Source organism: Teichococcus aestuarii (assembly GCF_042651065.1).
Classification (GTDB): Bacteria; Pseudomonadota; Alphaproteobacteria; order Acetobacterales; family Acetobacteraceae; genus Pseudoroseomonas; species Pseudoroseomonas aestuarii.
The window spans coordinates 42097-62078 of sequence record NZ_JBHSCH010000015.1; the positions used below are offsets into that span (position 1 = coordinate 42097).

General features: G+C 71.7%; 18 protein-coding genes and 1 riboswitch. Of the genes, 13 read left to right on the forward strand and 5 right to left on the reverse strand.

The window, feature by feature from the left end; all coding sequences use genetic code 11:
* Positions 1-28: 28 nt before the first annotated feature.
* The 11 genes from bcsD (at position 29) to ACFOY6_RS08685 (ending at position 13648) form a co-directional block, all read left to right on the forward strand.
* A complete protein-coding gene (gene bcsD, locus ACFOY6_RS08635; protein ID WP_379650152.1) occupies positions 29-502 on the forward strand; it encodes a cellulose biosynthesis protein BcsD in 474 nt (157 codons plus the stop codon).
* 130 nt (positions 503-632) lie between these two features.
* Positions 633-1796, forward strand: a complete 1164-nt coding sequence (locus ACFOY6_RS08640; RefSeq protein ID WP_109516692.1) for a Re/Si-specific NAD(P)(+) transhydrogenase subunit alpha — start codon at positions 633-635, stop codon at positions 1794-1796.
* Between the two features lie 16 nt (positions 1797-1812).
* Entirely contained in the window at positions 1813-2217 is a 405-nt protein-coding gene (locus tag ACFOY6_RS08645; RefSeq protein ID WP_109516693.1) for an NAD(P) transhydrogenase subunit alpha, read from the forward strand.
* Between the two features lie 4 nt (positions 2218-2221).
* Positions 2222-3628, forward strand: coding sequence for an NAD(P)(+) transhydrogenase (Re/Si-specific) subunit beta (locus ACFOY6_RS08650; protein ID WP_109516694.1), 1407 nt, complete (start codon positions 2222-2224; stop codon positions 3626-3628).
* Positions 3629-3794: 166 nt separating this feature from the next.
* A complete protein-coding gene (locus ACFOY6_RS08655; protein WP_181378074.1) occupies positions 3795-4472 on the forward strand; it encodes a Crp/Fnr family transcriptional regulator in 678 nt (225 codons plus the stop codon).
* Positions 4473-4651: 179 nt separating this feature from the next.
* A complete protein-coding gene (locus tag ACFOY6_RS08660) occupies positions 4652-6265 on the forward strand; it encodes an ABC transporter substrate-binding protein (RefSeq protein ID WP_379650155.1) in 1614 nt (537 codons plus the stop codon).
* Position 6266: 1 nt separating this feature from the next.
* Positions 6267-7244, forward strand: a complete 978-nt coding sequence (locus ACFOY6_RS08665; RefSeq protein ID WP_109516697.1) for an ABC transporter permease — start codon at positions 6267-6269, stop codon at positions 7242-7244.
* Between the two features lie 4 nt (positions 7245-7248).
* Complete coding sequence (locus tag ACFOY6_RS08670; RefSeq protein WP_379635317.1) at positions 7249-8082, forward strand: ABC transporter permease; 834 nt, start codon at positions 7249-7251, stop codon at positions 8080-8082.
* The gene (locus ACFOY6_RS08675) at positions 8079-9716 is read left to right on the forward strand and encodes an ABC transporter ATP-binding protein (protein ID WP_379635316.1); all 1638 of its coding nucleotides are present in this window, start codon (positions 8079-8081) and stop codon (positions 9714-9716) included. The genes ACFOY6_RS08670 and ACFOY6_RS08675 overlap by 4 nt, the downstream gene beginning before the upstream one ends.
* Positions 9717-9927: 211 nt before the next feature.
* Positions 9928-12003, forward strand: a complete 2076-nt coding sequence (locus tag ACFOY6_RS08680; RefSeq protein ID WP_379635315.1) for a hydantoinase/oxoprolinase family protein — start codon at positions 9928-9930, stop codon at positions 12001-12003.
* A gap of 1 nt (position 12004) precedes the next feature.
* Positions 12005-13648 carry a hydantoinase B/oxoprolinase family protein gene (locus ACFOY6_RS08685; RefSeq protein WP_379635313.1) on the forward strand — a complete coding sequence of 548 codons (1644 nt, stop codon included), beginning with the start codon at positions 12005-12007 and terminating at the stop codon, positions 13646-13648.
* Positions 13649-13685: 37 nt separating this feature from the next.
* Here ACFOY6_RS08685 and ACFOY6_RS08690 read toward each other — a convergent pair whose 3' ends face one another.
* Positions 13686-14699, reverse strand: coding sequence for an SDR family oxidoreductase (locus ACFOY6_RS08690; RefSeq protein ID WP_109516702.1), 1014 nt, complete (start codon positions 14697-14699; stop codon positions 13686-13688).
* 266 nt (positions 14700-14965) lie between these two features.
* Here ACFOY6_RS08690 and ACFOY6_RS08695 point away from each other — a divergent pair, with 266 nt between their 5' ends.
* The gene (locus ACFOY6_RS08695; protein WP_109516703.1) at positions 14966-15943 is read left to right on the forward strand and encodes an NAD(P)H-dependent flavin oxidoreductase; all 978 of its coding nucleotides are present in this window, start codon (positions 14966-14968) and stop codon (positions 15941-15943) included.
* Positions 15944-15966: 23 nt separating this feature from the next.
* On the opposite strand, the gene ACFOY6_RS08700 is transcribed toward ACFOY6_RS08695, so the two are convergent.
* The 4 genes from ACFOY6_RS08700 to ispH form a co-directional block, all read right to left on the reverse strand.
* Positions 15967-16578 carry a hypothetical protein gene (locus tag ACFOY6_RS08700; RefSeq protein WP_379650158.1) on the reverse strand — a complete coding sequence of 204 codons (612 nt, stop codon included), beginning with the start codon at positions 16576-16578 and terminating at the stop codon, positions 15967-15969.
* A gap of 1 nt (position 16579) precedes the next feature.
* Complete coding sequence (gene rnhA / locus ACFOY6_RS08705) at positions 16580-17059, reverse strand: ribonuclease HI (protein WP_379635304.1); 480 nt, start codon at positions 17057-17059, stop codon at positions 16580-16582.
* Positions 17049-18026 (reverse strand): homoserine kinase, encoded by a 978-nt coding sequence (locus ACFOY6_RS08710; RefSeq protein WP_379650160.1) that lies wholly within the window; start codon positions 18024-18026, stop codon positions 17049-17051. The genes rnhA and ACFOY6_RS08710 overlap by 11 nt, the downstream gene beginning before the upstream one ends.
* Positions 18027-18196: 170 nt before the next feature.
* Positions 18197-19141 (reverse strand): 4-hydroxy-3-methylbut-2-enyl diphosphate reductase, encoded by a 945-nt coding sequence (gene ispH / locus ACFOY6_RS08715; RefSeq protein WP_379650162.1) that lies wholly within the window; start codon positions 19139-19141, stop codon positions 18197-18199.
* 111 nt (positions 19142-19252) lie between these two features.
* Between ispH and ACFOY6_RS08720 the strand changes: the two genes are divergently transcribed.
* Positions 19253-19807 (forward strand): hypothetical protein, encoded by a 555-nt coding sequence (locus tag ACFOY6_RS08720; protein WP_379650164.1) that lies wholly within the window; start codon positions 19253-19255, stop codon positions 19805-19807.
* A gap of 83 nt (positions 19808-19890) precedes the next feature.
* A riboswitch (glycine riboswitch) is annotated at positions 19891-19981 on the forward strand.
* Position 19982 lies beyond the last annotated feature (1 nt).

The window sequence follows — 19982 nt, forward strand, 5'->3', positions numbered from 1 at the left end:
CGGAGATGGTGTGCTCGAAGGGACAGGCATGACGCAGATGGATCAGGCGGCATTGGCCTATCTTGCGAGGCGGGATGTGAGCGCGCAGTGGCGCGGCTTCCTGCGGGCGCTGCTGGAGACGCTGGACGCGAATCTCGACCGCAACACCCGCAACGGGCTCCTGCGCGCGGTGGGCGGGCGCCTGGGCCAGGCACTGCCACTGCCGGCCGCGACCACCCTGGCCGAGCTGGAGGCGCGGATGAACGCCGCCCTGGCCGAGCTCTCCTGGGGCTATGTCTCCGTGGCGCTGGACGAGGCCGACCGCAGCCTGCGCCTTTCGCACCATGCCGCGCCGGTGGTGGGTGCCCCGGGGGATGAGGCGGGAAGCTGGTTCGCCACCGTGCTGGAGGGGCTCTACACGGCCTGGCTGGCGGCGCAGCAGGGGGGTGGCTCGGAAGCGGGGCCGCAACTCCGCGTGGTGCAGAGCGAGCCGGGCCTGGTGCAGCTGCGCTACGGCGGATAGCGGCACAAGTCGCGCGGCTTCCTGTCCCCTGCCCCGGTTGGATAGGCTGATCCGATGACATGATGTCTTGCGGCATCGTGGCCTGCCCTGCATCCTCCGCCGCCAACCCAACAGGTGAGGAGGGCGGGGAATGCGCCTCGCGGTGCTCAAGGAACGGCGTTCGGGCGAGACCCGCGTCGCGGCCACGCCGGAAACCGTGCGTAAACTGATCGATCTCGGGCTCGGCGTGGTGGTGGAGACGGGCGCGGGTCTGGCATCCGGCCTCCCCGACGCCGCCTACCGCGAGGCCGGGGCCGAGATCGCGCAGGATGCCTCGGCCGCGCTGGCCGGCGCCAAGATCGTGCTGAAGGTGCGCGCGCCGCTCGGCGCGGGCGAGGGCGAGGTGAACGAGCTGGCCCTGCTCCCGCGCGGCGCCCTGCTGATCGGCACGCTGGAGGCCGTCGCCCACCCGGCCCGCGCCCAGGCCTATGCCGAGGCCGGGCTGGAGGCGTGCAGCATGGAGCTGCTGCCGCGCATCACCCGCGCGCAGAGCATGGACGTGCTCTCCTCCCAGGCCAACCTCGCCGGCTACCGCGCCGTGGTCGAGGGCGCCGCCGCCTTCGACAAGGGCTTCCCCATGCTGATGACGGCGGCGGGCACCATCCCGGCCGCCAATGTGTTCATCATGGGCGCGGGCGTGGCGGGGCTGCAGGCCATCGCCACGGCGCGGCGCCTGGGCGGCCGCGTCTCGGCCACCGATGTGCGGCCGGCGGCGAAGGAGGAGATCAAGTCCCTCGGCGCCGCCTTCGTCGGCTACGAGGACGAGGAGAGCCGCGCCGCGCAGACGGCCGGCGGCTACGCCAAGCAGCTCTCGCCCGAATTCTACGCGAAGCAGGCGGAGGTCATCGCCGCCGCCGTGGCCAAGGCCGACGTGGTGGTCTGCACCGCGCTGGTGCAGGGCCGCAAGGCGCCGACCCTGCTCACCGCCGCCATGGTGGAGAGCATGAAGCCCGGCAGCGTGGTGGTGGACATCGCCGCCGACGCCGGCGGCAACTGCGCGCTGACCAGGCCCGGCGAGGCCATCGTGACCGAGGGCGGCGTGAAGATCCTGGGCCACACCAACTGGCCCGGCCGCATCCCGGCGGCGGCCAGCGCGCTCTACGCCCGCAACCTGCTGACCTTCCTCTCCACCTTCTGGGACAAGGAGGCGAAGGCGCCGAAGCTGCCGCAGGAGGACGAGATCATCCGCGGCGTGACGCTCACCCGGGGCGGGGCCGTGGTGCACCCGCAGCTTGCCGCGGCGCCCGCGGCCTGAGGGACGGACCAGAGAGATGAACCCGACCGACCTTGCCAACCAGGCCAGCGCCACCGCCGAGCGGGCGCTGGCGCTGGCCGCCCAGGCCCGGCAGATGGCCGAGGCCGCGGCCCCCGCCATCGCCCACGGCGCCGCCGCGGCCGAGCCCTTCCTGCTGCTGCTGACGATCTTCCTGCTGGCCTGCTTCGTCGGCTACTACGTGGTGTGGAACGTGACGCCGGCGCTGCACTCGCCGCTGATGGGCGTCACCAACGCCATCTCCTCCGTCATCGTGGTGGGGGCCATCCTGGCCACCGGCCTCGGCGATTCCTGGGCCGCCAAGTTCTTCGGCTTCCTGGCCGTCACGCTGGCCTCGGTGAACATCTTCGGCGGCTTCATGGTGACACGGCGGATGCTCGCCATGTTCAAGAAGAAGGGCTGAGCCGGTGGCGCACACCCTCTCCACCTTCGCCTACCTCGTCGCCTCCGTCCTGTTCATCCTGGCGCTGCGCGGCCTCTCCCACCCCGAGACCAGCCGGCGGGGCAATCTCTACGGCATGGTGGGCATGGGGCTCGCCGTGGTGGCGACGCTGGCGCAGCCCGGCATGGGCGGCGGCGGGCTGGTGCTGATCCTGGCCGGCATCGTGCTGGGCGGCGGCATCGGCACGGTGCTGGCGCAGCGCATCCAGATGACGGCGTTGCCGCAGCTGGTGGCCGCCTTCCACTCGCTGGTGGGCCTGGCCGCCGTGTTCGTGGCGGCCGCCGCCTTCTACAACCCGGAGAGCTTCGGCATCGGCGTGCCCGGCAACATCAAGGCCGGCAGCCTGGTCGAGATGTCGCTGGGGCTGGCCATCGGCGCCATCACCTTCTCCGGCTCGCTGATCGCCTTCGCCAAGCTGCAGGCGCTGATGTCGGGCGCGCCGATCACCTTCAAGGGGCAGCACTGGCTGAACCTCGGCCTCGGCATCCTGCTGCTGGTGCTGGTCATCGCCTTCATCGCCACGGGCAGCGGCGTGCTGTTCTGGCTGATCGCGCTGCTGGCGCTGGGGCTCGGCTTCCTGCTGATCATCCCGATCGGCGGCGCGGACATGCCGGTCGTCGTCTCGATGCTGAACAGCTATTCCGGCTGGGCGGCGGCGGGCATCGGCTTCACGGTGGGCAACCTGCTGCTGATCGTCACCGGCGCGCTGGTCGGCGCCTCGGGCGCCATCCTCTCCTACATCATGTGCAAGGGGATGAACCGCAGCATCGTCAACGTGCTGCTGGGCGGCTTCGGCAGCGACCCGGCGGCGGCCTCGGCCGCGGGGGGCGGCGGGCCGGCGCGGCCGGTGAAGGCCGGCAGCCCGGAGGATGCCGCCTACCTGATGAAGAATGCCGGCAAGATCATCATCGTGCCCGGCTACGGCATGGCGGTGGCGCAGGCGCAGCAGGTGCTGCGCGAGATGGGCGACCTGCTGAAGAAGGAGGGCGTCGAGGTCTCCTACGCCATCCACCCCGTCGCGGGGCGCATGCCCGGCCACATGAACGTGCTGCTGGCCGAGGCCAACGTGCCCTATGACGAGGTGCACGAGCTGGAGGAGATCAACCCCGAATTCGCCGAGGCCGACGTGGCCTATGTGATCGGGGCCAACGACGTGACCAACCCGGCCGCCAAGACCGACAAGTCCAGCGCCATCTACGGCATGCCGATCCTGGACGTGGAGCGGGCCAAGACCGTGTTCTTCGTCAAGCGCGGCATGTCCTCCGGCTATGCCGGGGTGGAGAACGAGCTGTTCTTCCGCGACAACACCATGATGCTGTTTGGCGACGCCAAGAAGGTGACGCAGCAGATCGTGCAGGCCCTGCAGAAGTAGCCGGCGCGGCCGGGGGAAGCGGGTGCTTTCCCCGGCCCTGGCTTCCCGGCCGCTTCGGCCATGGCCGATTCCGCCTTTGTTTCGCGTGCGTCGGCATCGTATAACCGGCGTCATGGTCGCCAAGAACAGCCCTATTCCGCTGCCCGGTTCCTGCGCGGCCTGTGCCGTGAGGCCCTTCGCCCTGTTCCGGGTGGTGCCGCAGGCGCGTGTGGGCGAGATCGCGCGGGTGCGCTCCGCCGTGCGGCTGGTGCGCGCCAATGAGGCGATCCGCGATTCCGTCTTCACCCTCTATGCCGGCTGGGCCTTCTCCTGGACCACGACGCCGGATGGCCGCCGCCAGATCCTCGACTTCCACCTGCCCGGCGACCTGGTGGAACGCAGCGAGGACGGCGCCGAGGTCTCGGCCCTGACCGATACCAGCTTCTGCGTGCTGGCCAAGGATCGGCTCTGCGAGTTCATGGGCCGCGATCCCGGCCTGGCCCTGTCCTATGCCGACGGGCTGGTGCGCGACCGCGCCCGGCTGCGCGAGCGGCTGACCAGCCTCGGCCGGCGCGATGCCATGGGGCGCGTCGCGCACCTGCTGCTGGAGCTGCATGGCCGCCTCTCCCGCCGCGGCGGGGCTGACCGCACCGGCGCGCCGCTGCCGCTGAAGCAGGCGCATCTGGCCGATGCGCTGGGCCTCTCGGTGGAGCACGCCAACCGCGCGCTGGCGGCGCTGCGGCGCGACGGCGTGGCCTCCTTCCAGAAGGGCCGGCTCGATATCCTGGATCGCACCGCGATGGAGGACCTCGCCGGCTGGTCCACCACCCCGGCACAGCCTGTGCTCACCCGCATCGGCGCCTGAGGGGTAGGGGGGAACAGCCCCCTTGCGGAGCCGCATCATTCGGGCCAGCCTTCGCTGCAATGCGGAAAGGCGCAGCCCGAGGCTGCGCCGAACCCTGGATAAATTCGACGATTTGCGTTAGTGGTTGCCTGAATCCTGCGGACGTTCTGCGTTCATTATAGCCGACGGAGCTTCAGACCATGCGCCTCTCCCGCCGCCATCTGCTGCTGTCCGGCGCCGGCCTCGCCGCCATGGCCGGCGGCCTGCCCCTTGGCCTGCCTGGCCCCGCCCTTGCCCAGGAGCCCCGCCGCGGCGGTGTGCTGACGGTGCATGTCGGCTCGGAGCAGCGCATCCTGAACCCGGCGCTGCGGGCCTCCACCGGCGTCTACATCATCACCAGCAAGATCATCGAGCCGCTGGTCGATCTGGGCGAGGGCGGCAAGATCGTGCCGGTGCTGGCCACCGCGTGGGAGTCGACGCCGGACGGCAAGACCATCACCTTCCGGCTGCGCGAGGGCGTGCAGTGGCATGACGGCAAGCCCTTCACCAGCGCCGACGTGCAGTACAGCGCCATGGAGCTGTGGAAGAAGCACCTGAACTACGGCACCACCCTGCAGCTCTACCTGGATGCCGTGGAGACGCCGGACGCGCACACCGCGGTGTTCCGCTATTCCCGCCCGATGCCGCTGGACCTGCTGCTGCGCGCCTCCTGCGACCTCGGCTACGTGGTGCCGAAGCACGTCTTCGAGGGCAGCAACGTGCTGGAGAACCCGGCCAACACGGCGCCGATCGGCACCGGCCCCTTCAAGTTCGTCGAGTACCAGCGCGGCCAGTACGTCATCGCCGAGCGCAACCCGAACTACTGGCGCCAGGGCTTCCCCTATCTCGATCGTGTGGTGTGGCGCTTCATCACCGACCGCTCGGCGGCCACCGCCGCGCTGGAGACGGGGGCGGTGCAGCTCTCCGCCTACAACGGCCTGCCGCTGGCCGATCTCGACCGGCTGCGCCAGGATGACCGCTTCGAGGTCTCGACGCGCGGCGTGGAAGGCAATGTCTTCAACAACACGCTGGAGTTCAACACGCGCCGCAAGGAACTCTCCGACAAGCGCGTGCGTCAGGCCATTGCCCACGCCATCGACGTGGATTTCTTCCTGGAGAATTTCCTCTACGGCCTGGGCAAGCGGGCGACGGGGCCGATTCCCTCCACCTCGAAGGAATTCTTCCCCAACAACCCGGTGCCCTACCCCTACGACAAGGCGCGCGCCGAGAAGCTGCTGGACGAGGCCGGCTTCAGGCGCGGCGCCGGCGGCATCCGCTTCAGCCTGAAGATCGTGCCGATCATGAACGGCGAGGACGTGCCGCTGCTGGCCACCTTCATCCAGCAGTCGCTGCAGCAGGTGGGCATCCGCGTCGAGATCGTGCAGCTCGACATCGCCGGCGCCCTCTCGGCCGTCTATCGCGACTGGAACTTCGACCTCGCGACGGGCTGGCACCAGTATCGCGGCGATCCGGCGGTCTCCACCACCGTGTGGTACCGCTCCGGCAGCCCGAAGGGCTCGCCCTGGACCAACCAGTTCGGCTGGCAGTCGGACAAGGTGGACCAGCTCATCGACCAGGCCGCCACGGAGCTGGACCCGGCGAAGCGCAAGGCCCTCTACGCCGAGTTCGTGGCAGAGGTGAATGACGCGCTGCCGGTGTGGATGATGACCGAGCGTCCCTTCTACGCCGCGACAAGCAAGCGGGTGCAGAACCACCACAACGTGCCGCGCTGGGATTCGGGCGACTGGCACGACACCTGGCTGCTGCCCGCCTGACATGCAGATCCTGCTGCTCGCGCTGCGCCGGCTGGCGGCCAGCCTGCCGACCCTGCTGCTGATCCTGGTCGGGCTGTTCCTGTTGCTGCAGCTCGCCCCGGGCGACACGGTGGACGCGCTGATCGCCCAGATGGGCGGCGGCGACCCGGCCATGGCCGAGCAGCTCCGCACCTTCTACGGGCTGGACGCGCCGGTGGTGGTACAGCTCGGCCGCTACCTGCTGCGGCTGGTGACGCTCGACCTCGGCTTCTCCGCCATCTATGGCAAGCCGGTGGCCGAGGTGATCCTGGAGCGGCTGCCGGTGACGTTGCTGCTGATGGTGAGCGCGCTGAGCTTCGCCTTCGCCGCCGGCATGGCGCTCGGCGTGCTCGCCGCGCGCCGCGTTAACCGCTGGCCGGACACGCTGATCTCGACGCTGGGGCTGGTGTTCTACGCCACCCCCTCCTTCTGGTTCGGCATGATGGGCATCGTGGTCTTCGCCATCCGCCTCGCCTGGCTGCCGGCCGGCGGCTTCGAGCAGATCGGCAGCGGCAACACAGGCCTGACGCGGGTGCTGGACATCGCCTGGCATCTCATCCTGCCGGTGGCGACGCTGGCGCTCACCTACCTCGCCACCTACCTCCGCATCATGCGCGCCTCGATGCTGGAGGTGCTGACGCTGGATTTCGTCCGCACCGCCCGCGCCAAGGGGCTGGGCGAGACGGCGGTGGTGCTGCGCCATGTGCTGCGCAACGCGCTGCTGCCCGGCGTCACGCTGATGGGGCTGCAGGCGGGCACCATGCTCGGCGGCTCGGTGGTGGTGGAGAGCGTCTTCGCGCTGCCCGGCCTCGGGCGGCTGGCCTATGAATCGGTGGTGCAGCGCGACGTGAACACCCTGCTCGGCATCGTCTTCGTCTCGGCGCTGCTGGTCATCGCCATCAACTTCATCGTAGACATGCTGTACGCCAAGCTCGATCCACGCATCGCGTCGGGGCGCTGAGGGGATGCTCGGATTCCTGAGGCGCTACGCGCGCAACCCGGCGGCGGTGGTCGGCCTGCTGCTGGTGCTGGCGGTCATCGGCATGGCGCTCTCCGCGCCCTTCGTCTTCCCGCGCGACCCGCTCTCGCTGGCGGGGCGGCCGCTGCAATGGCCGATGGACAACCCGCGCTTCTGGCTCGGCACCGACAACACCGGGCGGGACATCGCGGCGCAGATCTTCCACGGCGCCCGCGTCTCGCTGCTGATCGGGCTGGTCGCCACGGTCATTGCCATCGCCATCGGCATCGTCATCGGCGCCATCTCGGGCTTCTACGGCGGCTGGGTGGACGACGTGCTGATGCGCGTCACCGAGGCGTTCCAGACCCTGCCCAACTTCATCCTGCTGCTGGTGCTGGTGGCGGTGTTCGGCTCGGACATCACCTTCGTCACCATCGCCATCGGCATCGTCTCCTGGCCGCCCTCGGCGCGGCTGACGCGGGCCGAGTTCCTGACACTCCGCAACCGGGAGTTCGTGCAGGCCTGCCGCGTACTGGGGATGCGCGACGCGCAGATCATCTTCCGCGAGATCCTGCCCAACGCGCTGCCGCCGGTCATCGTCTATGCCAGCGTCATCATGGCGGTGGCCATCCTGCTGGAGAGCGCGCTGGCCTTCCTCAACCTCTCCGACCCCAACGTGCCGAGCTGGGGCAACCTGATCGGCGCCGGGCGCGGCGTGCTGCGCGTGCAATGGTATGTCTCGGCCATCCCGGGCGTGGTGATCCTGCTCACCGTGCTCGGCGTCTCGCTGGTCGGCCAGGGGCTGAACGACGCGCTGAACCCGAGGCTGAAGGGCCGATGAGCGACAACACTCTGCTCTCGATCGAGGGCCTCACCGTCGCCCTGCCCAAGGGCGCCGACCGCCCGCACGCGCTGGAGGATGTCTCGCTCCGCCTCGCGCCCAACGAGATCCTCTGCGTGGTGGGGGAGAGCGGCTCCGGCAAGTCGCTCACCGCCGGCGCGGTGATGGGGCTGCTGCCCGAGGGGGTGCGCGCCACGGCGGGGCGCATCCTGTTCGAGGGGCGGGACCTGCTGACCCTGCCGCCGGCCGAGATGCGCCGGCTGCGCGGCGCGCGCATCGGCATGGTGTTCCAGGAGCCGATGACGGCGCTGAACCCGCTGCGCCGCATCGGCAGCCAGATCGCCGAGATGTTCCGCATCCACACCCAGCTCTCCGGCGCCGAGATCGACCGGCGCGTGCTGGCGCTGCTGGCGGATGTGCGCATCCCCGACCCTGAGGGCGCCGCGCGTGCCTATCCGCACGAGCTCTCGGGCGGCCAGCGGCAGCGCGCCATGATCGCCATGGCCCTTGCCCTGGAGCCGAAGCTGCTCATCTGCGACGAGCCGACCACCGCGCTCGACGTGACGACCCAGGCGCAGATCCTGCACCTGATCCGCGACATGCAGCGCCGCACCGGCACCGCCGTGCTGTTCATCACCCATGATTTCGGCGTGGTGGCCGATATCGCCGACCGCGTGGCGGTGATGCGCCGCGGCCTGCTGGTGGAGCAGGGGCCGGCCGAGGAGGTGCTGAACCGGCCGCAGCACCCCTATACCCGCGCTCTCGTCGCCGCCGTGCCGCCGCTGGCGCCGCCGCCGGCGCAGCCCGTCTCGGCCGAGGCGGTGCTGGAGATCGACCACGTCTCCAAGACCTACCGCAAGGGCGGCTGGCTGAAGCGCAACCGGCGCGTCACCCACGCGGTGAAGGATGTCTCCCTCAGCCTGCCGCGTGGTGGCACGCTGGGCATCGTGGGCGAGAGCGGCTCGGGCAAGTCCACGCTGGCCCGCTGCATCGTCCGGCTGCTGGACCCGGATGGCGGCGCGATCCGGCTGGAGGGGCAGGACCGCCTGGCCCTTTCGCGGGAGGAACTCCGCAAGGCCGCGCCGCAGGTGCAGATGGTGTTCCAGGATCCCTATGCCAGCCTCAACCCCCGCCGCCGGGTGGGCGAACTGGTGGCGCAGGGGCCCATCATCCACGGCACGCCCAAGGCCGAGGCCTATGAGCGGGCGCGCGAGCTGTTCGCCCTGGTGGGGCTCGACCCCGCGGCGCTGGACCGCTTCCCGCACGAATTCTCGGGCGGCCAGCGGCAGCGCATCGGGCTGGCGCGGGCGCTCGCCATGCGGCCGCGCGTGCTGGTGGCGGACGAGCCGGTCTCGGCGCTCGATGTCTCCGTCCAGGCCCAGGTGCTCAAGCTGCTGGCGCGGCTGCGCGTGCAGCTCGGCCTCTCCATCGTCTTCATCACCCACGACCTGCGCGTGGCGGCGCAGCTCTGCGACCATGTGGCGGTGATGCGCGAGGGCGAGGTGGTGGAGAACGGCACCGTCGCGGAGGTCTTCGCCCGGCCGTCGCACGAGTACACGAGGGCGCTGATGGCGGCCATTCCGGGGCAGGGGTGGACGCCGCCCGTCGCCTTCGGGAGCGAGGAACCCGTCTGACGGGGCAAGGCCAGGGGAAGGAATTCCCCCGCCAACATATATGTTGGCGCCCATCTTCTTTCTGTCTGGCTGCCGCAGGCTTCGCCAGAGAGTGCGCGCGGGAGAGGCAGGCGCGGGCAGCCCAACCCGATTAAAAGCCGAAGACGGCTTTTCACCACCGCTGAAGCGGTGAACACTCCCCGGCCGCCACGGACCGGGAGAGTTTGGACTGATGCCTTCTGCTCGTTTGGCCTCCGACATCGGAGGAACCTTCACGGATCTCGCGCTGGAGCGCGGCGGGGAGCGCTGGACCGCGAAGGTGCTCACCACCCCGCACGCGCCGGAGCTGGGCGTGCTGGAAGGCATCCGCGTGGTGCTGGACAAGGCCGGGATCCAGCCCGCCGACGTGGCGCTGTTCATCCACGGCACGACGCTGGCCACCAATGCCGTCATCGAGCGCAAGGGCGCGCGGACGGCGCTGCTCACCACCGAGGGGTTCCGCGACGTGCTCGCCCTCGGCAACGAATCCCGCTACGACCAGTACGACCTGAACATCGCCCTGCCGGAGCCGCTGGTGCCGCGCCGCTGGCGCCTGCCCGTGCCGGAGCGGCTGGACAACGAAGGCAAGGTCCTGCTGCCGCTGGACGAGGCGGCGCTGCGCGAGCGGATCGCCTTCATGAAGGCCGAGGGCATCGAGAGCGTCGCCATCGGCTTCCTGCACGCCTTCGTCAACCCGGCGCATGAGCGCCGCGCCGCCGAGATCCTGGCCGAGGAATGGCCGGAGGTGCGGGTCTCCCTCTCCTCCGAGGTCTCGCCCGAGATGCGGGAGTGGGAGCGCTTCTCCACCACCGTCGCCAACGCCTATGTACAGCCGCTGATGGCCAGCTATCTCGGCCGTCTGCAACAGGGGCTGGCCGAGGGCGGCTTCGCCTGCCCCTTCTTCATGATGCTCTCCGGCGGTGGCCTGACCACGGTGGAAACCGCCGCGCGCTTCCCCATCCGTCTCGTGGAATCCGGCCCGGCCGGCGGCGCTATCTTCTCGGCTTACGTCGCGCGCCAGCGCGGGCTGGAGAAGGTGCTCTCCTTCGACATGGGCGGCACCACCGCCAAGGTCTGCCTGATCGACGGCTTCCAGCCCCAGGCCAGCCGCAGCTTCGAGGTGGCGCGCGTCGGCCGCTTCAAGAAGGGCTCGGGCCTGCCGCTGCGCATCCCGGTCATCGAGATGGTGGAGATCGGCGCCGGCGGCGGCAGCCTGGCGCAGGTGGACAGCCTCGGCCGCATCCAGGTGGGGCCGGAGAGCGCCGGCGCCGACCCCGGTCCGGCCTGCTACGGCCGCGGCGGCAGCCACCCGGCGGTGACGGATGCCAACCTGGCGCTCGGCCGCTACGAGCCGGCGCTGTTCGCCGGCGGGCAGTTCCCACTCCAGGTGCCGCCGGCGCTCGCCGCGCTGGAGGAGCATGTCGGCCAGAAGCTCGGGCTGGCGCCGGAGATGGCGGCGCTCGGCGTGGTCGAGATGGTCGACGAGAACATGGCCAACGCCGCCCGTGTCCACGCCATCGAGAGCGGCAAGGGCTATGAGGGGCGCGCCATCATCGCCTTCGGCGGCGGCGGGCCGGTGCATGGCTACCGCGTGGCGGAGAAGATCGGCGTGACGCGGATGCTGGTGCCCTCGGGCGCTGGCGTCGGCAGCGCCATCGGCTTCCTGCGCGCGCCGGTCGGCTACGAGGTGGTGAAGAGCCTCTACCAGCGCTTCCGCAGCTTCGACGTGGCGGCGGTGAACGGGCTGCTCGCCGCCATGTCGGCCGAGGCGCGCGGCGTGGTGGCGCAGGGCAGCTTCGGCGCGGCGCTCTCCGAGACGCGCATCGCCTATATGCGCTATGTCGGCCAGGGCCACGAGATCTCGGTGGCGCTGCCGGCGCGCGACCTGACGGAGGCCGATGTCGCCGCCATCCGCGCCGAATACGATGCCGAGTATTCCCGCTTCTACGACCGCCCCGTGCCGGGCAGCGACGTGGAGATCCTCTCCTTCGCCGTGACGGTGGCCACCGTACTGCCCGAGGTGGCGCCCGCCGGCGCGGTGGCCGGGGCGGCGGCACCCGCCCCCATCCGCACCCAGGCGGTGCGCGACACCACCGATGGCACCGTCTCCGACTGGGCCGTGTATGACCGCGAGCATCTGGTGCCCGGCGCCACGCTGCCCGGCCCCTGCATCGTCGCCGAGGCGGAGACCAGCACCCTGGTCGGCCCCGGCTGGACCTGCCGCATGGATGCCCTCGGATACCTGGAACTAACCAAGGAGGCCGCGTGACATGGACGCGCAACCGATGAACGCCCTCGAGAAGATCCAGCGCCAGATCCAGTGGAACCGCCTGATCGCGGTGGTGGAGGAGCAGGCGCAGACCATGATCCGCACCGCCTTCAGCACCACGGTGCGCGAGGCGGGCGACCTCTCCGCCGGTATCTTCGACCTCAAGGGCCGGATGCTGGCCCAGGCCGTGACCGGCACGCCGGGCCACGTGAACTCGATGATGGAATCGGTCGGCCACTTCCTGGCCAAGTTCCCGGCCGAGACGATGAAGCCCGGCGACCACTACATCACCAACGACCCCTGGCTCGGCACCGGCCACCTGCACGACCTCACCGTCGTCTCGCCCGCCTTCCGCAACGGCAAGATCGTCGGCCTCTTCGCCAACACCGCGCATGTCATCGATGTGGGCGGCCTCGGCATGGGGCCGGAGGGGCGCAGCGTCTTCGAGGAGGGGATGTACATCCCCATCGTCAAATGCTTCGACCAGGGCCGCGCCAACGAGACCTTCTTCGACTTCATCCGCGCGGGCTCCCGCACGCCGGTCGAGCTGGAGGGCGACGTCTATTCCCTCTGCGCCTGCAACGATGCCGGCATCAAGCGCCTGGTCGAGATGCTCGACGAGTTCGGCATGGACAGCATCGACCCGCTGGCCGAGTACATTTTTGACAGTTCGCTGGCCGCCACCATCGCGGAGATCGCCAAGCTGCCGCGCGGCACCTACGCCGCCAGCATCCGCAGCGACGGCTACGAGGCGCCCGTCACGTTGAAGGCGTCGATGACGCTGCACGAGGACCACATCACGGTGGACTTCGCCGGCACCTCGGGCCTCTCGGGGCGCGGCATCAACGTGCCGGCGCCCTATTGCCGGGCCTATTCCTGCTTCGGCATCAAATGCGTCGTGGCGCCCGAGATCCCGAACAACTGGGCCAGCCTCGCCCCCTTCCGCATGGAGATCCCCGAGGGCTGCATCCTCAACGCGCCGCGGCCCTTCCCGGTCAGTGTGCGGCATGTGGTGGGGCAGCTCCTGCCGGACCTGATGATGGGCTGCCTGCACCAGGCGGTGCCGGACCGCGTGACGGCCGAGGGCTCCTCCTGCCTGTGGAACCCGCCGCTGCGCGGCGGCGCCCAGGTCTCGGGCGGCGAGGCCGAGCTGCCGGATTTCGAGGTCATCACCTTCAACTCCGGCGGCACGGGCGCCCGCCCGGCGCGGGACGGGCTGGACGGCACCGCCTTCCCCTCCGGCGTGCGCACCATGCCGGTGGAAGCGACCGAGAACGTGGCGCCCGTGGTGTTCTGGAAGAAGGAGCTGCGGCCGGATTCCGCCGGGCCGGGCCGCACCCGCGGCGGCTTCGGCCAGATCATGGAGATCGGCACCAAGGGCGAGGCGGAGTTCGCGGTGAACGCCATTTTCGACCGCGTGGCCAATGCCCCGCGCGGCCGCGATGGCGGCGGCGACGGCGCGGCGGGCTGGGTCGGGCTGGATGACGGCACGCTGCTGCGCACCAAGGGCTTCCAGGTCATCCCCAAGGGGCGGCGGTTGCTGCTGAAGCTGCCCGGCGGCGGCGGCATGGGCGACCCCGCCACGCGCGACCCGGCGCTGGTGGCGCGGGACATCGCCGACGGGCTGGTGACGGCCGAGGATTGATGCTCCAGGGGGCGGCGCCCCCTGGAACTCGCGGCCCTCAGCGGCGGCGCGGCATCATCGAGGCCATCACGGCCAGCGCCGCCACGCCGAGGCCGACGCAGAGCACCGGGTTGCGCGCCAGCGCCATCTGCACGCTGCGCGTCAGCGTCTCGCCGCCGAACGGCCCGTGCACGGGCGAGGCGCGGAAGGAGGGGCGGTGCAGCGTCTCGTCCCGCTGCGCGGCGATGCGGTCGGAATGCGTCACCTGGGTGGCGGTGGTGCCGAAATGGCCGAGCAGCCAGTCCAGCGCCCCCGGCATCACGGCATTGGCCACGCCGAAGGCGGCGGTCTGCCCGCCCACCCGCACCGAGCGGCGGTTCTGCGTCACCGCCAGGTGGATCGCCTCCGCGCTCAGCTCCGGCGCGTAGACCGGCGGCGGCGGGCGCGGCACGCCCCCTTCCGGCAGGTGCGAGGCGGCATGGCTGAAGAAGGGCGTGTTGGTCGAGGGCGGGTGCACGATGCCCATCTGCACCGCGCTGCGCGCCTCGATCAGCTCCGCCCGCAGCGCCTCGGTGAAGCCGGCCACGGCGTGCTTGGCGGCGGAATAGGCGGACTGCATCGGCACCGCCCGCAGCGCCACGGCCGAGCCGACATTGACGATGTTGCCGTGGTTGCGCGGCAGCATCCGCCGCAGCGCCACGCGCGTGCCGTTCACCACGCCGAGATAGGTGACGCGCGTCACCCGCTCGTAGTCCGCCTCGGGCAGGTCCATGAAGCGGCCATAGGCGCTGACCCCGGCGCAGTTCACCCAGGCGTCGATCGGGCCCAGCTCCGCCTCGATGGCGGCCGCGGCCTGCTCCAGCGCCGCCGGGTCGGACACGTCGGCCTCGGCGATGGCGGTGCGGGCGCCGCCCTGGCGCACCTCCTCCTGGGCGGATTCCAGCCCGTTGCGGCCGCGGGCGATCAGCCCGACGTCCCAGCCCTGCCGCGCAAACAGCGCCGCCGTGCAACGGCCGATGCCAGAGGAGCCGCCGGTGATGACCAGCACGGGGCGGTGTCGGGTTTCAGACATGCAGGAAGCCTCCGGATGATGCGAGCGGGTGCCGGCCGGTCGCCGGCCATGCCCCACCTACCGGCGGAGCCACGGGGGGTTCCCGCGCACCGGGATTTCCACCGCCCGCCCTCTCTAAGCCGCGCCGCCCCTTCCTGGTTGCTCCCTTCCGGTTGCCGGCGCCCCGGCTCCGCGCCCCAACTCCGCGCGCCAGCTCCGCGCATTGGCGCCGCCGCGTTCTTCGGCGAGGATCGGCCGTGCCACACCTGACCGGGAATCCTCCTGCCATGACCCTGCTCGACTCGCTCCGTGGCCGGCTCGCCCTGCCGGTGATCGGCTCGCCGCTGTTCATCATCTCCGTGCCGGATCTGGTGGTCGCCCAGTGCTGCGCCGGGGTGGTGGGCAGCATGCCCTCGCTGAACGCAAGGCCGCTCTCGCAGCTCGACGAATGGCTGGCCGAGATCCGCGAGCGGCTGGACGCGCACGACGCCGCCCACCCCGGGGCGCCGGCCGCGCCCTTTGCCATCAACCTCATCGTCCACCGCTCGAACGACCGGCTGGAGCAGGACCTGGCGCTGTGCGCGCGGCACCGCGTGCCGCTGATCATCACCTCGCTCGGCGCCCGGCGCGAGGTGAACGAGGCCGTCCACGCCTATGGCGGGCATGTGATGCACGACGTCATCAACCAGCGCTTCGCCCACAGCGCCATCGACAAGGGCGCGGACGGGCTGATCCTGGTGGCGGCCGGCGCCGGCGGCCATGCCGGCAGCCTCTCCCCCTTCGCGCTGGTGCAGGAGACGCGCGCCTGGTTCGACGGCCCCATCGCCCTCTCGGGCGCCATCGCCAGCGGGCGGTCGATCCTGGCGGCGCAGGCCATGGGGGCGGATTTCGCCTATATCGGCAGCGCCTTCATCGCCACCGAGGAGGCGCGGGCGGCCGAGGCCTACAAGCGCATGATCGTCGAGGGCAGCGCCGGCGACATCGTCTACAGCAACCTCTTCACCGGCGTGCACGGCAACTACCTGCGCGGCTCGATCGCCAATGCCGGGCTGGACCCGGACGATCTCCCCGTCTCCGACCCCTCGCGCATGGATTTCTCCTCCGACCGCAAGAAGGCCTGGAAGGACATCTGGGGCTCGGGGCAGGGGATCGGCGCCGTCACCGCCGTGGAGCCGGCCGCGGCGCTGGTCGGCCGGCTGCGGCGGGAATACGAGGCGGCGCGGGCGGCGCTGGGCGCCGGCTCCGCGCTGCTGCGGCCGGGCTGAGGGCGCCGCTCAGCCGGTGGCGCTCAGCCGGGCGCCGAATCCCGTGCCAGGGCGACGGAGAGCCGGAGGCCGCGCAGCAGGAGCGCGTCCTCCGCCGGCGCCTCGGCCGGCAGCAGCAGGACGGGGGAGGATTCCCCCATCTGCGCCAGCATCTCCGGCAGCGCCACGGCGGCGGCCAGGCCGCGCAGCGCGCGGGCCGCAGCCGCCTCCGGCACGGGATGGCCGCCGAAGGCCAGCGCCGTGTCGCCCGCCGGCTCCGGCAGCGCCTCCGCTCCGACGGCGAGGCTGAAGCCGCGCGCGGCGAGGCCGTCCCCGCGCTTCTCCACCACCCAGCCCCGGAGCGGGGCGGCGCCCGCCACCTCCGTCCCCGCCATCTCCGCCCCAGCCATCTCCGCCCCAGCCATCTCCTCCGGCGCCTCGATCCAGAACAGCGGCGGCAGCGCGTCCAACACGGCGGGTGAATGCGCCACCCCGGTGCCGGCCAGCCCGTCCGCCAGGGCGACGATCTCGGCATCGGCCGCCAGGGCCGGGGCGCCCTCGGCGCGCAGGCGCCGCGCGGCGCGGCGCGCCTCCACCGGCGCCTCCCCGCCGAGCAGGGCGGCGAGCAGGCTGCCCGCCGGGAAGCCGGGCCTCACCTCAGCCCCCGCCCGACTGGCGGGCGGCGGTGGCGAGCTGGTCGGCCCGCTCGTTCATCGGGTCGCCGGCATGGCCGCGCACCCAGAGCCATTCCACCTTGTGCGGCTTCGCGGCGGCCAGCAGGCGCTGCCACAGCTCGTAATTCGCCACCGGATCCTTCGCCGCGTTGCGCCAGTTGTTGCGCACCCAGCCATGGATCCAGCGGCTGATGCCGTTGCGCACATACTCGCTGTCGGTGTGCAGCTTCACGGTGCAGGGGCGCTTCAGCGCCTCCAGCGCCATGCAGGCGGCGGTCAGCTCCATGCGGTTGTTGGTGGTGGCGGCGTCGTAGCCGGAAAGCTCCTTCTCCACGCTCCCGAAGCGCAGGATGGCCGCCCAGCCGCCCGGGCCGGGGTTCGGCTTGCAGCCGCCATCGGTCCAGATCTCCACCACGCGCTCCGCCGCCTCGGCCGGGGTGTCCTGGAAGGGGTCAGAGGCCATAGGCGCCAACATCGCGCGCGGCGGCGTGGAAGCGCAGGCGGCGGAGATATTCCAGCGGGTCCTTGCGCGTCACCAGCGCGCCGGGGGGGGTGTGCGTCCAGTCGTACAGGCGCGTCAGCAGGAAGCGGATGGCGGCGCCGCGGCAGAGCACGGGCAGCGCCTCCAGCTCGGCGGCGCTCAGCGGCCGCATCGCCTGGTAGGCGCCGAGCAGGGCGCGGGCCTTGGTGACGTTGAAGGCGAGGTCCGGCTCAAAGCACCAGGCGTTCAGGCATACCGCCAGGTCGTAGGCCAGGTAGTCGGTGCAGGCGAAGTAGAAGTCGATGAGGCCGGAGACGCGGGGGGTGCCGCGCTCCTCCTCCAGGAAGAACACGTTGTCGGGGAACAGGTCGGCATGGATGTGCCCGCGCGGCAGGCCGCGCGGCCAGTCGCGCAGGATGCCCTCCAGATGCCCCTCCAGCTCGGCCACGAGGCCGGGCTGCACCGCGTCGCCGCCGGCGCGGCAGCGCTCCAGCAGCGGCGCCCAGGCGCGCGGGCCGAGGCCGTTCGGCCGCTCGGCGCGGAAGCCCTCGCCGGTGCCGCGCAGCGCCGCCAGCGCGGCGGCCAGCGGCGCGCAATGCTCCTGCCGCACCCGGCGCGGCCAGACGCCGGGCAGGAAGGTGCAGATGGCCGCCGGCCGCCCGGCCAGCTCGCGCAGCGCGATGCCGTCCCGCCCCGCCACGGGCAGCGGGCAGGAGACGCCCTGCGCCGCCAGGTGGCGCATCAGCCCGAGGAACCAGGGCAGCTCGGCCGGGTCCACGCGCTTCTCGTAGAGGGTGAGCACGAAGTCGCCGCCCTCGCTGGTCTTCAGCGCGAAGTTGCTGTTCTCCACCCCCTCGGCGATGCCGCGGAAGGCGAGCAGCTCGCCCAAATCGTAATCGGCGAGGAACGCGCGCAGCGCCTCGTCGGAGACCTCGGTATAGACCGCCATCGGCGCCCCGCTCTGATGAAACCCCCGCCGGCACCCCCGCCGCGCGCCACGGGCACGGCCCGCACAGGGCGCAATGCCGCGCCCCGGCCTCCGCGGCAATCCCCCGCCGCGTGTTCCACCGTGTGTTCTGGCGCGTGTCCTGCTGCCGGGGGCCGTGATCGGGCGGCGCGCTACTTCGCCAGCGCCGCCGGCAGCTTGAACACCACGCTCTCCTCCGCCACCACCACCTCCTCGACGGTGAGGGTGAAGCGCTCGCGCAGCCGCTCCAGCACCTCCTGCACCAGCACGTCCGGCGCGCTGGCGCCGGCGGTGATGCCGAGGGTGCCGACGCCATCAGCCAGGGCCGGGTCCAACTCCCGCCCGCGCTGCACCATGATGGCGCGCGGGCAGCCGGCGCGCTCCGCCACCTCGCGCAGCCGCACGCTGTTGGAGGAGTTGGGGGCACCCACCACCACCACCATCCCGGACCGCGCCGCGATCGCCTTGACCGCCGCCTGGCGGTTGGTGGTGGCGTAGCAGATATCCTCCTTGGCCGGCCCCACGAGGTGCGGGAAGCGCCCCGCCAGCGTGGCCACGATCTCCGCCGTGTCGTCCACCGAGAGGGTGGTCTGGGTGGTGAAGGCGAGCGGCCCTTCGGGCGGCCGCACCGTCTCGGCCTCGGCCACCGTCTCCACCAGCGTGACGGTGCCGGGCTCCAGCTGGCCCATGGTGCCGATCACCTCCGGGTGGCCCGCATGCCCGATCAGCAGGATGTGCCGGCCGGCGGCGGCGTGGCGCTCCGCCTCGCGGTGCACCTTGGAGACGAGCGGGCAGGTGGCGTCGAGATAGACCATGTTGCGCCGCCGCGCCTCGGCGGGCACGGATTTCGGCACGCCATGGGCGCTGAACACCACCGGCGCGTCGGCCGGCACCTCGTCCAGTTCCTCGACGAAGATGGCGCCCTGCGCCTCCAGGCTCTGCACGACGAACTTGTTGTGCACGATCTCGTGCCGGACATAGACCGGCGCGCCGAAGCGGCGCAGGGATTCCTCGACGATCTTGATCGCGCGGTCCACACCGGCGCAGAAGCCGCGCGGGCCGGCGAGCAGGACATGCAGGGCGGGCTTGACGGTCATGCTGGCCTGTCCGATGGGGGCGTTGGCGTTCACGGGCGGTCGCTTCACAGGGTGGTGCCGGGCCAGGGGGCCGTGGCATCCGGACGCGGCACTAAGAGGAAGAGTGGCAGCATGGTCAAGGCGCGGAACCTCCGAAGCGGCAAGATGGCGGCGATGGGCGGCGTGCTCCTGCTGCTGGCCGGGTGCGGCGGCGGCGGCGCCCTGCCGCAGATGACGGCGCCCTGCCCGCGCGTGGCCATCCTGGCCGATGCCGCGGACCTGACGCGCTTCCGCGCCGGGGGCGGGCGGGACCTGACGGCCATGGAGCTGAATGCCTCCGTCGCCGGCTTCCAGGCGCGCTGCGACTACGCGCCCGGAGGGGCTGGGCTGGATGTGACGCTGACGCCGGCCTTCACGGCCGAGCGCGGCCCGGCGGCCACGGGCCGCGCCGCCGAGATCCCCTATATGGTGGCGGTGGCGGAGGGAGAGAACCGCATCCTCGCGCGGCAGGCCTATGCCATGCGGGTGGAGTTCCCGGCCAATGTCTCGCGCATCCAGAGCCGGGGGGAGGAGGTGACCGTCCGCATCCCCGGCAGCCCGCAGGCGGCGGCGCGCAAGCAGGTCTGGCTCGGCTTCGTGCTCAGCCCCGAGGAGCTGGCGCTGAACCGGGCGCGCGGCCCGCGCTGAGGCCGGGGGGAGGATTTCGCCGCGCCCGGCGCTCTCGCCCCTTGCGCCGGGGCGGGCGCTCGGGCAGATGGATCGGCACCCGCAGATCCCACGCGGGAGAGAATGGCAGCTTGCCATCGCCGAAGGCGCAACCGGCCCCCGGAAACGCTCAGGCAGAAGGGCCGCGTGGGGAAGG

What these genes read in the sequence shown, in the direction of transcription:
- bcsD (WP_379650152.1), top strand. Translation starts at nt 29, where the DNA reads ATGACGCAGATGGATCAGGCGGCATTGGCCTATCTTGCGAGGCGGGAT.
- ACFOY6_RS08640 (WP_109516692.1), top strand. Translation starts at nt 633, where the DNA reads ATGCGCCTCGCGGTGCTCAAGGAACGGCGTTCGGGCGAGACCCGCGTC.
- ACFOY6_RS08645 (WP_109516693.1), top strand. Translation starts at nt 1,813, where the DNA reads ATGAACCCGACCGACCTTGCCAACCAGGCCAGCGCCACCGCCGAGCGG.
- ACFOY6_RS08660 (WP_379650155.1), top strand. Translation starts at nt 4,652, where the DNA reads ATGCGCCTCTCCCGCCGCCATCTGCTGCTGTCCGGCGCCGGCCTCGCC.
- ACFOY6_RS08665 (WP_109516697.1), top strand. Translation starts at nt 6,267, where the DNA reads ATGCAGATCCTGCTGCTCGCGCTGCGCCGGCTGGCGGCCAGCCTGCCG.
- ACFOY6_RS08670 (WP_379635317.1), top strand. Translation starts at nt 7,249, where the DNA reads ATGCTCGGATTCCTGAGGCGCTACGCGCGCAACCCGGCGGCGGTGGTC.
- ACFOY6_RS08675 (WP_379635316.1), top strand. Translation starts at nt 8,079, where the DNA reads ATGAGCGACAACACTCTGCTCTCGATCGAGGGCCTCACCGTCGCCCTG.
- ACFOY6_RS08680 (WP_379635315.1), top strand. Translation starts at nt 9,928, where the DNA reads ATGCCTTCTGCTCGTTTGGCCTCCGACATCGGAGGAACCTTCACGGAT.
- ACFOY6_RS08685 (WP_379635313.1), top strand. Translation starts at nt 12,005, where the DNA reads ATGGACGCGCAACCGATGAACGCCCTCGAGAAGATCCAGCGCCAGATC.
- ACFOY6_RS08690 (WP_109516702.1), bottom strand. Translation starts at nt 14,699, where the DNA reads ATGTCTGAAACCCGACACCGCCCCGTGCTGGTCATCACCGGCGGCTCC.
- ACFOY6_RS08695 (WP_109516703.1), top strand. Translation starts at nt 14,966, where the DNA reads ATGACCCTGCTCGACTCGCTCCGTGGCCGGCTCGCCCTGCCGGTGATC.
- rnhA (WP_379635304.1), bottom strand. Translation starts at nt 17,059, where the DNA reads ATGGCCTCTGACCCCTTCCAGGACACCCCGGCCGAGGCGGCGGAGCGC.
- ACFOY6_RS08710 (WP_379650160.1), bottom strand. Translation starts at nt 18,026, where the DNA reads ATGGCGGTCTATACCGAGGTCTCCGACGAGGCGCTGCGCGCGTTCCTC.
- ispH (WP_379650162.1), bottom strand. Translation starts at nt 19,141, where the DNA reads ATGACCGTCAAGCCCGCCCTGCATGTCCTGCTCGCCGGCCCGCGCGGC.
- ACFOY6_RS08720 (WP_379650164.1), top strand. Translation starts at nt 19,253, where the DNA reads ATGGTCAAGGCGCGGAACCTCCGAAGCGGCAAGATGGCGGCGATGGGC.